This is a genomic window from Nocardiopsis lucentensis DSM 44048 (assembly GCF_000341125.1).
GTDB lineage: Bacteria > Actinomycetota > Actinomycetes > Streptosporangiales > Streptosporangiaceae > Nocardiopsis > Nocardiopsis lucentensis.
This window is the reverse complement of the sequence record NZ_ANBC01000656.1, coordinates 1-12,072: the sequence shown is the minus strand read 5'-3', so window position 1 is coordinate 12,072 and position 12,072 is coordinate 1. Positions and strand designations below refer to the sequence as shown.

The 12,072-nt window shown below is 70.6% G+C and carries 2 protein-coding genes and 1 pseudogene; all 3 read right to left on the bottom strand.

What is annotated here, in order from left to right; all coding sequences use genetic code 11:
• Positions 1-530 (bottom strand): annotated as a pseudogene (locus D471_RS0123125) (S8 family serine peptidase); the annotation flags it as partial.
• Between the two features lie 53 nt (positions 531-583).
• Positions 584-1,363, bottom strand: a complete 780-nt coding sequence (locus D471_RS37805; RefSeq protein WP_152486409.1) for a hypothetical protein — start codon at positions 1,361-1,363, stop codon at positions 584-586.
• Between the two features lie 104 nt (positions 1,364-1,467).
• Complete coding sequence (locus tag D471_RS35715) at positions 1,468-11,907, bottom strand: ADP-ribosyltransferase (RefSeq protein WP_206538968.1); 10,440 nt, start codon at positions 11,905-11,907, stop codon at positions 1,468-1,470.
• Positions 11,908-12,072: the final 165 nt, after the last annotated feature.

Below are 12,072 nucleotides of genomic sequence, written 5' to 3'. Positions count from 1 at the left end.
CCCGCGCCGACGGCCTCGGTGATACCGGCGGCGATGTCGGCGGGGGAGGCGAGGCCGGTGTCGGCGTCCCCGGTCGGGACCTCGACCACCACCGACTCCGGAGCCACCCCGACCAGGCCGCTGTCCGGGAGGGGGCGCGCCGCGACGATCCCGGCCAGGAAGGTGCCGTACCCCAGGCAGTCTCCTGCGTCGGCGCCCTCGACCGCGCCCGCGAGGGCGGGCACCCCGCCGTCCACGCCGGTGGCCAGAACGGCGACGGACGTCCCGCGCCCCCGGCTCAGCTCGTGGGCGCGGGTCAGCCCGAGGGCCTGCGAGGTCCAGGGCACCCGCGCGACCACGTCCGCGCCGGGCGCGGCGCACGCGTCGTCGGCCCCCTTGAACTGGGTGATCTGGGGCAGCGCCGCGGGCTCGTCCGTCGAGGCCAGGGCCGGGGAGGGGGCCAGACCGAACGCGAGCAGCGCGGCCAGCGCGACTCGGACCGGTCGGGTGGTGGGTGTGGCGCGACCGGGTGTCGGGCGCTGCTGGTTCATCGGGGGTCGCTCTCTCGTCCTCGCTCGTGATCCGTGGTGGGGCCGTGTCCGCGTCAGGCCCAGGCGATCTCCTCCAGGGCCCGCAGACTGGGGGCGGTCGCCTCGGGGGTGTCCGGGGGGACCCGGCCGCCGTAGGGGGTCTCGGGTTCCCGGGCGGCCCGGCGCAGGGCCTCCAGCGGGCTCAGCTCCTCATTCCTGCGTTCGACCATCCACCGGATCCAGTGGGACTTGGCCACCGAACCCGCCCGGCCCGAAGCCGTCGTCGCGATGAAGGACGCCGCGTCGTCCGTCTCAGCGGCCCACAGGTACCCCACCACCTGCTCGTCGTCGCGGACCGGCAGGTACCGCACCGCTGACTCGGTCGTGGGGTGGTAGGAGCGCACGTCCAGGGTGAAGGGTGACAGCGGGCCCCAGTCCGGTGCGCGGCCCCGTCCCGGCTCCTCGGGGCGGTCGCGGACCGGCGGGGGAGCGCTCTCGTGACCGGGGTTGGCGAGCTCGTACAGTTCGTCGAGGTTCGCCGCCTCCCGTGCGGGTCCGCCGAGCGACCCCGCGACGGGGTCCTCGGGAGAGCCGCTCCAGTGTTCGAGTGCCTGTGTCGCGGTCATGCCCTGGTCGCCGGCTTCCTGTAGGCGTTTCGACCATTGCGACGCGACCCCGAGCCGGACGATCGGTTCGGCGGCGGCCAGCACCATGACGCAGCTCGCCGCGTCCTCCTCCGTGGCGGCCCACAGGTAGGCGATCACCCGTCCCCCCAGGGTGATGGGGCGGTAGCGGACGGGTGACGACGTCGAGGTCCGGTAGCGGCCCCTGCCGCTTCGTGCCGTGTCGGCCATGTGTGGTGTCTCCCATCCGGTTCGCGCGGGAAGGCGCCCCCGCGCGGTCTCGTACCGGGCTTTGCGCGCCGGTTCCCGTTCACTCTGGTCGGCCGGCCCCGCCGTCACGTTCGTGGCCATGCCAGCATGCTCGGATCGATCGTGCCCTGCGGGGCGCGGCCGTCGGTGGGTACGAGGACCCCCGCGTCGATGTGGATCGTCCCGTCGGCGCTTCTCGTCACACCTGTGATCACGTACCGCGTGCCACGCGGCAGGAGCAGTTCCCGCTGGGCGGGGACGGAGCTGTTCCCGCCCAGCCAGAGCCCCCTGGCTCCGGCGGGCAGGGTGAGGTGGAGGTGGATCCGTGCGTGACCGGAGCTGGGCGGAGCCGCTTCCGCGCCCAGGGAGGTCGACATGTAGCCGAGCTCTGTCTGGATCGTCCCGATGAGCGCCTCCAGGTTGTCCGGATCGAACCCGTCCAGGAAGCCGATGCTCTCCAGACCCCGGTGCGTGAGGACGGGCTCGGGAAGGACGCTCCGTTCGAGCGCCTGGTCGATGAGGCCGATCCGGAGTTCGACGTCCTCGATGCGGGAGAACCGCCCGACCGCGCTGATCAGAGCCTCGGCGTGCGCCGCGTCGCGGCCCCACAGCTCCGCGAGCCGTGCTCCGGGATCGGGCGAGTTCACGATGTCGTGGACCACGGCCCACTGGTGCGCGTTCAGGTCCTCGCGCCCGGCGGCGTGGACGACGTCGTTCAGGGTGGGAGGGCTCAGCAGTGGTCCGGTCAGCTCGTCCAGGGGCCAGCCGGAGACGTCGCCCCGGGTCCAGTCCGCCAGCACCCTCCTTCTGGCGTCATCGTCCCCGGCTCGGAGTATGTCGTTGTACGGCCAGCTGACCCTGGTGTAACCGACCACCGCGAACCTCTGCTCGTCCGTGAGGTTCCGGAACGAGTGGGGGTTCCTCTGCGGGTCGTCGAGGAACTCGTTGCCGTACCTGTCCCCTTCCTCGTTCGTCGTGAAGCGCCGGACGCCGTCGTTGTGGACGGTGCCCGGGAGCGCGTCGGGAGAGGCCCCGGGCGGGGGGTCCACCGCCCGGTCCATGCCGTGATCCGCGTCCGCCGGGTGAGCGTCCAGCATCCAGTCCAGGTCGGGCATCCCGCCCTGGTCCAGCCTGGGGCCCGGCTCCGGCATCAGGTCCAGTACCGGAGTCCTGTTCGGATCCGGGGGCGCCGGGGCTCCTGGGACGGGTCGGATCGCGTTGCTGTCGGAGTCCGTGACCCATGTGTGGGGATCTGGGGTGAAGGCCGAGTTGACGATGAGGTCGTTGGCCGTGTCGGGACGCGGCTGAGCGGCGGGCGGGTTCTGGTCTCCACCGCGGGTCTCCGTGATGGGTGCGGGGTCGGACGCGGGCGGGAGCCCTCCCTCCCCGTCGCGGGGGTCGGAACGCCAGTCGGCGGGAGGTGTCCATCCGTCCGGCACGACCTCGGCCTCGACCACCCAGTGGTCGTTGTCGTACAGCTCGTCGCGGATTGGCCTCACGTCGTGGACGACGAAGGTGGACCCGCGCCGAAGGACCACGTCGGGTCCGTCACCGGGCCGCAGGCCGGCGAGGTCTGAGGTGTTGAGGGCGGGGTAGCCCTGGGGGACTCTGATGAGGATGTCGACCGGGTCGCGGAAGTCGAGTGACGGTTCGCCGGTGGTGGTGGAGGTGAATCCGGGGTCGGTGTAGGTCCGCCCGATCAGGTCGCGCATGGAGTCGGGGTCCGTGGGGGAGGCGCCCAGGAGGTCGGTGAAGGCGGTGTCCGCGCGCTGGTGCAGTATCAGTGGGTCGGGTGCGGCGGAGTGGTCGATCAGGGTGTCGAGGATGTCCACGGCCTCGCGTATGCGCTCTGGGGCGCCTTCGGGCCCGCTGCCGTGGCGCAGCGCGTCGTTGACGGCGATGCCGCCGCCGTTTCCGGTGAAGTCTCGGACGACCGAGGTCTCCCGTGGGGTCATGGCGGGCGGCGGCATGCGCAGCGCCAGGTACATGGTGCCGTGGGCGGGTCCGTCGAGGGCCTGGCCGTCACGCATGCCCTGGGGCTGGTCTCCACCGCCCCAGGGCACGGGTGACGGCCAGGTGGCGCCGTTGCGGCCGCCGTCCTGGTCCTCGGTGTCCTGACCGTCCAGGGCCCGGGTGTTCTCCTGGGCGGGGGCGGGCGCCCCGGGCGTCTCGGTCGACGCCGTCGAGATGAACTCGGGGAAGGGCCGGTCGAGGAGTCCGTTTGGGTCGTGGGGCGCCTTGGGGTCCAGACCGAGGAACGGGAACAGCGGCTTGGGATCGATCCCTGTCCCGAGCACGTCACGTGGCGGTGTGGGGCCGTCGGGGTGCGACGTCGCGCCGTCGCCCGTGTCGTCCACGTCGCCGAGGGGCCAGCCGGTGTCCTGCCCGGGCTCTGGAAGACTGACCCGCAGGACGGTCAGGTCGGTGCCGTCGGGGGCGCCGTGCGCGGCGGGAACGAGGACGTCCGCGTCGATGTGGAGCGTCCCTTCGTCGTCCATGGTGACCTTGGTGATCTGGTACCGGGTGTTGCGCGGCAGCAGCAGTTCCCGCTGGTCCGGGACGGCGCTGTGCCTGCCCAGCCAGAACGCCTTCGCTCCGGCCGGCAGTGTGAGATGGAGTTGGACGGGCACGGGGGGCCAGCCGGGCATGTCTGCTCCCGCGCCCAGGGAGGTCGACAGGTAGCCGGGTTCCGTCTGGATCGTCCCCACGAGCGCCTGCAGGTTGTGCCGGTCGACCCCGTGCATGAAGTGGATGGTGCTCAGACCCCGGTGGACGAGGAGCGGCTCAGGCACCGGACTGTTGTCGATCACGTGATCGACGAGTCCGATTCGACGGTAGATCTCCTCGATGCTGGGGAAGTGGCCGTAGGAGTCGATCAGCGGCTCGGCGTGGCGCGGATCCGCAAGCAGAGCGTTCAGGAGCTCGGCTCTCTCGGCATCGTTCCCGGCGCGCAGCATCCCGTTGTACGGCTTGCTGCTGGGCCACGTGTATCCGTAGACCGCGCGTTGGTGCTCGTCAGCCAGGTTCTGGTAGGCGTACTGGTTCCTGTGCGGATCGCTGAGGAACCGCTCCCCGTACCTCTCTCCGGCCTCGTCCGTGGTGAAGCGCCGGACTCCGTCCGGTCCGAGGGTGCCCGGGAGCCCGCCGGGGTCGAACTCGCGCACGATCGTCAGGGCGTTGGGGTCGACGGTGCCGGTGTCGGCGGGGACCTCGGGCCGACTGTCCGCCCTCCAGTCCATGTCCGGCATCGCGTACGTGTCGGGGGTGCCGGGGAAGACGGGGTAGGCGTGGGTGGTGGTGTCGGGTGGGGGGAGGAGGTGGTGGATCTGTTGGTAGAGCTGGTCGGCGTGGGCGGCTTGAGCGTCGGTGCCGGTCTCGGCGGCGCTGTGGAGGGCGTCGGCGACGGTATGGAGCTGTTCGGCGCGGGTTTGGGCGGATTGGGCCGCGTGCCGCATGTCGTCGATTCGCTGTTCGACGTCGCGGGCGCGTTGCTCGAGGTGTCGGGTGGTCTCGTCGGGGTGGTCGGTGCTGCTGGCGGCTTGATCGGCCTCGGCGCGTGCGGTGGTGGCCGCCCTGTCCAGGATCTCCAGTGCGGTGTTGAGGTCGCGGGCGTTGTCCGCGGCCCGGTCGGCCTCCGCGCGGACCGCGCGGGTCCTGGCTTCGAGGTCGTGGACGCGGGGGTCGGGCGACTCCGGGGCCGATAGGAGGGCCGGTCCTGCCGTCACGTCCGTGACCGTCGCAGGATCCGGGCCGCTTGCGTTGTCCGAGCCGGGGGCAACGGCGGGAACGAGGACGACCGCGTCGATGTGGGTCGTTCCGTCGTCCTCCTTCGTCACCCTCATGATGGTGAACTGGCTGTCGCGCGGGAGCAGCAGCTTCTGTTGGTCCGGGTCACCGCCCTCACCCTCGACCCAGAGCCCCCTTGCTCCGGCGGGCAGCGTGAGGTGGAGGCGGAACGGCGCCGGGTCCGATCCGGGTGGGGTGTGCGCTCCGAGCATGGTGAACAGGTAGCCGGGGGCTGTCTGGACCGTCCCCACGAACGCCTGCGGGTTGCCCGGGTCGAACCCGCGCAGGAAGTCGGTACTGTCCAGATCCGGGTGTACGAGGATGGACTCGGGCAGGTGCGTGTCGTTGAGAGCCTGGTCGATGAGGCCGATCTGGTGGTCGAACTCCTCGACGCTCGGGAAGTGGCCGAACGCATCGACCAGGTGCCCGGCGAATCCCGCCTTGCCCAGCAACTCGGCGATCCGCGCGTCGGGGTCGGGGGAACTCAGGATGTCGTCGACCATGGCGCGCTGGGCCGGAGGCAGGTCCGACTGTGCGGCGTCGTCGATGTCGAAGTACGTCGGGGGGATCCACTCGTCCCCGGCCATGGTCATCTCGTACAGGGGCCACCCCTCACCGCGGTCCGCGAACCAGTCCCGTAGAAGGTCCAGCTTCGCCTCGCGGTTCGAGGCCGACGACATCTCGTTGTAGGGGCGTGGTTCCTTCAGGAGCTGTCGGACCGCGCCCTGCTGCTCGATCGTCAGGTCCTGGAAGCCGCCTGGGTTCCGTCGGGGGTCGTCGAGCAACTCGTCGCCGTATCTCGCCCCCTCCTCGGCTGAGGCGAACCGCCGGACCCCGTCATCACCGACGGTGCCGGGGAGCGAGGTGAAGGCGGACAGCGGCCTCGGGCCGGTCATGCCGCCCGGGGCACCTCCGGCGACGGGAACGATGACGTCCGCGTCGAAGTGGATCGTCCCGTCAGCGCGCCTGGTGACGTCCCTGATCATGTACTGGGTGTCACGCGGCAGCAGCAGTTCCCGCTGTTCCGGGGCGGCGCTGTGACCTCCCAGCCAGAAGCCGTGCGTTCCGTCGGGCAGGATCAGGTGGACCTCGAACGGCATGGGCCGCCAGCCGGGCAGTTGGGCTGCCGCACCCAGGGTGGTCGACAGGTAGCCGGGTTCGGTCTGGACCGTTCCGATGAGGTTCCTCAGGTTGTCCAGGTAGTCCGGGTTCTCAGGGCTGCTCGCCGTGAACCCGTTCATGAAGTCGATCCTGAACAGGCCCCGGTGCGCGAGCAGGGGCTCGGGCAGGGGGCTGCGGCCGATCGCCTCATCGATGCGGCCGATGCGGTGGAGGATGTCGCCGACGGTGGGCCAATGGCCGAAGGAATCACTCAACCGCCCGGCGTAACCCGAATGCCGCATCCAGTAGTCGAGGCGCTCCGAAGGGGCGGCGGAGCCCATGATGTCGTTGACGAGGGCTTGCTGGTCCTCCGTCAGGTCGTCGCGCCGATGGTGGGCGTGTTCGATGTCCCGCATCGTCGGCGGGCGCATGTCCGGCCCCGTCATCTCGTACAGGACGAAACCCGGGCCCCTTCTTCCCCTCGAGCCCAATTCCTCCAGGATCTCCTCGCGGCTCTGGTGGTTCGGGGCCCGCAGGATCCGGTTGTAGGGGTCGCTGTCGGGAAAGGTGTAGCCGTAGACCGCGTCCTGCGTCTCCTCGGGCAGGGACAGGAACGTGTGACGGACTGTGCCGGCGGCGTCGAGGAAGTTCTCGCCGTAGCTCTCCCCTTCCTGGTCAGTGGCGAAGCGCCGGACGCCGTCCGGGCCCACAGTGCCCGGGAGGTTGTTGACGTCGGCGGAGCTCGCGTCGGGACCGGAACCGGTGCCGCCGTCGGGGCCTGACACTTGGACTTGGGGAACGAAGGCCGACGCGACGGTGAGGTCGTTCGCTGTGGTCGGTGCCGTCGGTCCCTCGGACCCGGCGTTCGTCGTCAGGACAGGGCCCGGGAAGGGCGGGTCGAGTAGTCCGTTGGGGTCGAAGATCTGTTTCGGGTCCTGGGACGGCGGCTCGATGAGGTCGAGCACGTCCCGTGGTCCGTCCAGGGGCGCGGCCGTGTCCTCGGGGGTGGTCGTGCCGTTCTCGGAGCCGTCCCTGTCTCCGAGCGGCCGGCCGACGTCGTCGTTGTCGCGAGATTCGGGTGCCGGTGTGTCCTGCCCCGTATCCCTCGGCGAAGCATCACCGGGGCCGCGCCCACGGTCTCCGGTAGAGGTGTCACCGCGCTCGTCGCCCTGACCATCGTCCTGGTCGCCATCGGTATGGGGCGGGGCGGGCAGCAGGACTTCGGCGTCGATGTGGAGGAACCTGTCATCTCCTTCGCCCCCGGAGCGAACCCCCGTGATCACGTATTGGATACCACGGGGGAGGAGCAGTTCGCGCTGGTCCGGGAAGGCGCTGTGGCTTCCCAACCAGAAGCCGCGCGTTCCGTGGGGCAGGGGCAGGTGGAGATGGTACGGCGTGTGTTCCAAGCCGGGCGCCTGGACTGTCGCGCCCAGGGAGGTGGACAGGTAGCCGGGTTCGGTCTGGACCGTCCCGACCAGGTCGTGCAGGTTGTCCCGGTTGTACCCGTTCATGAAGGAGATCGATTTGAGGCCCCTGAGCGTGGCCAGCGGTTCGGGCAGCGGGTTGTCGCCGATCACCTGGTCGATGATCCCGATACGGGCGAGGATGTCCTCCACGGTGGGGAAGCGACCGAACGAATCGCTCAACCGTCCGGCGAATCCCGCCTGGCCCGTCCAGTAGGTGAGTGTTCGATCGGGGTCCCTGGAGGTCATGATGTCGCCGACGATGGCCCGCTGCTGGTCGGTCAAATCGTCAGGCGAGGTGTGGGCGTGCCCGACGTCCTCCAGAGTCGGCGGGCGCATCTCCGGTCCCGTCAGCTCGTACAGGGAGAAGCCCGGGCCGGCTTCCACGAGGTAGTGGTCCAGGATCCGCTGTCGGCTCTGGTGGTCCGGGGCTCGCAGGATCCGGTTGTAGGGGTCGCCCTGGACGCTGTACGCATAGACCGCTTCCTGTCGCTCAGAGGGCAGGTTCTCGAACGCGTGGGGATTCCTGCCCGGGTCGTCGAGATACCCCTCGCCGTAGTCCTCTCCTTCTTGGTCGGTTCCGAAGCGTCGGACGCCGTCCGGGCCCACCGTGCCCGGAAGGTTGCCGACGTCGATGGATCGGACCTGGGTATCGGTTCCTGGGACCGCCTCGGAGCCGGACGGGAGTTCCTGTGTCCGATCCACCCCCTCGTTCTCGTCCGAAGACGGTGTCGGGCTCTGGGCGGTGTCCGGGGCGAGCCGGTCTTCGGCGTCGGTTTCGGAGTAGGCGTCGCTGTCGGAGCCCCACAGAAGGGGGCGGGGTGAGGGGGGTTCGGTTCCGGCGTCCTCGTCGGACTCCTGGCCGACGCTTCGCCCATCGTCGGAATCGGCGTCACTGTCCGAAACCCACAGAAGGGGGCGGGGCGAGGAAGGCTCACTTCCGGAATCGCCGTCGGAATCGGAGTCGCTGTCAGTGTCCCCCATCTGGGTCTGGGGGGTGAAGGCCGGCATGACGGTGAGGTCGCCCGCTCGCGGGTTGCCGTGTTCGCGTGTGAGGTCGGTGAAGGGAAGGTCGAGGAGCCCGTTGGGGTCCATGAGCCGTTTGGGGTCCAGCTCCGGTAGCGTGAACGGCGGCTTCATGAGGCCGAACACGTCCAGCGGCCCGTCCGGGGAGGCGGTCGTGCGGTCGGTGAACGTGTCGCTCGGGGCATCGTCGGTGTCGCCGAGCGGCCAGTCGTCGTTGTCACGTGCCTGGGGCAGTGGAGGTGCACTCTGCCCCGTTCCGATCCTGGGACCGTCATCGATACCGGGCACGCGGCGTCCTGCGGAGGCGTCACCGTGCGGGGCGGAGCGCCAGTCGGCGGGGGGTGTCCATCCGTCCGGGACGACCTCGACCTCGACCGTCCAGTGGTCGTTGTCGTAGAGCTCGTCGCCCGCCGGGCGCACGTCGTGCACGACGAAGGTCGCCCCGCGCCGCAGCACCACGTCCGGACCTTCCCCGGGCCGGGGACCCGAGGAGCCCGCGGTTTTGAGCGCTGGGTAGCCCTCGGGCACCCGGATGACCACGTCGACGGGGTTGCGGTGGTCCAGGGGCGGGGTGGTGGCGGTGGTGGCGACGTACCCCGGCTCGGTGAAGGTCCGCCCGATCAGACCGCGCATCGACTCCGGATCGGACAGGGACGCCCCCAACCGTTCGACGAACGCCGAATCCGTACGGTGGTTCAACAGAACCGGTTCGAAGACCCGCGACTGGTCGATCAGCCCGTCGAGCGTCTCCACGGTGGTACGCGCGCCCTCGGGGCCGGTTCCGCCGCGCAGGGCGTCGTTGACGGCGGTGTCCCCGCCGGGTGAGGTGAAGTCGCCGACGACCGACGCCTGCTCGTCGGACAGGGCGGTCGGCGGCAGGACCTCCGCCACGTCCGCGGGGCCGTCCAGGGCGCGGCCGTCGCGCATGCCCTGGGGCCGGACTCCCTCGCCCCAGGTGGGGGGAGGCGTCCACATGTTGGCCGACGCCCGGGCCTGGCCGCCGTCACCGGTCGTGCTACCCCGCTGCACGTGGACCTGGGTCGTGTCCCCGCGTGAACCGCCACCGGCACCGCGCCCGGAACCGGCTGCGGGGCCACGTCCGTGCCCGCTGGTGGAGGTGTGACCACGACCGTCGCTCTGACCGCTGCCCTGGCCGTCGTTCGGGCCGCTGTCGTGGGGCCCGTCGAAGGGAGGTGCGGGCTGGTCGCCATCGTTACCCGGTGCGGGCGGGAGGACCTCGGCGTCGATGTGGACGATGCTGGTCCTGCCTCCGACGGCTGGGGTTGCGCTGGGCTCGGTTCTGACGCCCGTGATCTGGTACCGGGTGTTGCGCGGTAGGAGCAACGTGCGGGTGTTGCCCGGGGTGCCGGTGTGGCCGCCCAGCCACAGGCCGTGCGTTCCGTCGGGCAGGGTCAGATGGAGTCGGAAGGGCGTGTGCCCCGCACCTGGCGCCTCGACTTCCGCGCCCAGAGAGGTCAACAGGTAGGCGGGATCGGTCTGGACCGTCCCGACGAGCTGGCTCGGATCATCCGGGTCGTACTCGGCAAGGAAGGACCGGCCGTGCAGGTTCGGGTGGACGAGCAGGGGTTCGGGCAGGGGGTTGTCGTCGATCGCTTGGTCGATGAGGTCGAAGCCGTGGGTGATGTCCTGGAGCGTGGGGACGCGACCGAACGCGTCGATCAACTGTCCGGCGTATCCCGCCTGACCCCTCCAACGGGTCAGTGCCGCGGCGGGGTCGCCGGCGGTGAGGATGTTGTGGACGATGATCCGTTGCGCGTCTGTGAGTTCGTTGCGCCGGTCGTAGGCGTCGACGATGTCGGCCATCGTCGGTGGACGCAGGTGCGGTCTCGCCAGCTCGTACAGGGGGATGCCGACGCCGCGGTCCGACATCAGCTCCTGCAGGACCTGCTGTCGGGCCTGGTCGTTGGGGGCCCGCAGGATCCGGTCGTAGGGGGCCCTGTCGCGGATGACGTACCCGTCGATCGCCCCCTGCTGGTCCTGCGGCAGCATCTCGAACGCGTGGGGGTTGCGGTCGGGGTCGTCGAGGTACGTCGCGCCGTAGGCCTGTCCGTCCCCGTCGCTGTCGAAGCGTCGGACGCCGTCTGCGCCGATGGTGCCCGGGCGATGGTCACCGCTGCTGGGCCCGGCCTGCGTTCCGGCTCCGGACTCGGAGTCGGACGCGATGTCTGGCGCCCAGCCCATGTCGTCCGACCGTGGGCTTTGGGTTGGGGCGGGGTTGTCGGCCGTGGAGTTCAGGTGGGATGCGTCGGAGTCGTGGTCGGCGTCGAGCTCGGTGGGGGAGGGTTGCGCCCAGTATGAACCGTCCGTGACTGGGGACTGGGCAGGGTCCTGAACTGGGCTTTGGGCTGGGGCGGGGCTGTCGGCCGTGAAGTCCGAGTCGGACATCCCGTCCTGGTCGTCGGGGGCCGGGTCCGCGGCCGACACCTCGTCGCTGTCGGTGCGGGCAGAGCCGCCCTCGCCGACGAATCCCGGGAGACCGTCGACGTCGGTGGAAGGCGAGGACTGGTCACCACCACTGTCCGGCTCGGGCGGAAGGACGGTGGCGTCGAGGTGGACGATCCTGTCGCTCCCGGTGCCCTCGGTCCGGACGCCCGTGATCCGGTATCGGGTGTCGCGCGGTAGGAGCAGCGTGCGGGTGTTGCCCGGGGCGCCGGTGTGGCCGCCCAGCCAGAGGCCGTGCGTTCCGCTGGGAAGGGTCAGGTGGAGCTGGAACGGGTGGCGGGGCCAGCCGGGCGTCTCGACCCCCGTGCCCAGGGAGGTCGACAGGAAGGTCGGATCGTTGCGGATCGAACCCACGAGCCTGTCGAGGTCGTTCGGATCGTACCCGGTCATGAAGGAGATGTCGCGCAGGCCCTGGTGAACGGTCAGGGGCTCGGGCAGCCGGTTGCCGCGGACCGCCTCATCCATGAGGCGGGCGCGGTCGAGGATGTCGCCGACCGTGGGGAAGCGGCCGAAGGAGTCGCTCAACCGTCCGGCGGCTCCTGCCTGGTGCAACCAGTAGGCGAGTCGCCTCTCCCGCTCGGTGGGGGCGAAACCCGTGATGTCGCGGACGAGGACCTGCTGCGTGTTCGTGAGCTCGTGGCGCCGGTCGAAGGCGCTCTGGATGTCGGCCACCGTCGGCCTGCGCATATCCGGACCCGTCAGCTCGTACAGGACGAACCCCTGGCCGCTGTTCGAGTACAGCTCCTCCAGGATCCGCTGTCGGCTCTGGTCGTCCGGGGCCCGCAGGATGCGGTCGTAGGGGGTACTGGTGTGGTGGGCGTATCCGTCGATCGCGGCCCGTCGGTCGGCGGG